This window comes from Arthrobacter sp. Y3223164, from assembly GCF_059091005.1.
In genome coordinates, this window is the sequence record NZ_JBNHGF010000776.1 from 1 (window position 1) to 623 (window position 623).

1 pseudogene is annotated in these 623 nt (G+C 73.0%); it reads left to right on the forward strand.

The annotated features are described in order from the left end of the window. Positions 1-62: 62 nt before the first annotated feature. Positions 63-623: pseudogene (locus AC5RUJ_RS17950) on the forward strand (transglutaminase domain-containing protein); the annotation flags it as partial.

Below are 623 nucleotides of genomic sequence, written 5' to 3' on the forward strand. Positions count from 1 at the left end.
TTCCGAGCGGCCTGCCGGCCGGCGGCGGATTGTCGACCCGGCTACCGCGGCCCGCAGGACAGGTGGCCATCGACGCGGCTGTCCTGGTGCTGCTGCTGGGACTGGGACTGGCCGGATTCCATCATGTTTTCGGCGGAAACGGCCGCTACCTTACTGCAGGCTTCGGCGGCATCGCCGTCGGCCTCCTGCTCTCGCTGGTCGGCGCGCGCTACCGGCTGGGCCTGTTGTCCACGGCCACCGCGGGACTCGCGGCGTACCTGCTGCTCGGCAGCACCTTCGCCGCGCCCGGCGAAGCGATCGGCGGCGTCCTGCCGTCGCTGGACTCGCTGCGCACGGTGCTGACCGGCTTTGTTTTCGCGTGGAAGGACATCCTCACCGTCGCCCCGCCGGTCGGGACCTCGGGCGGGATGCTGGTGGTGCCGTTCCTGGGCGCCCTGGCCGCCGCCCTGCTGGCCGGCACGCTGGCGTGGCGCCTCCGCGGGCCGTACTGGCCGCTGTTGCCGGTACTGGCGTTCTTCCTGCTGGGCATCGCGTTCGGCACCGATGTCCCGGTGCTGCCGGTGCTGCGGGGCGTGCTGCTGGTCGCCGTGGCCGCGGCCTGGCTGGCGTGGCACCGCCACCTG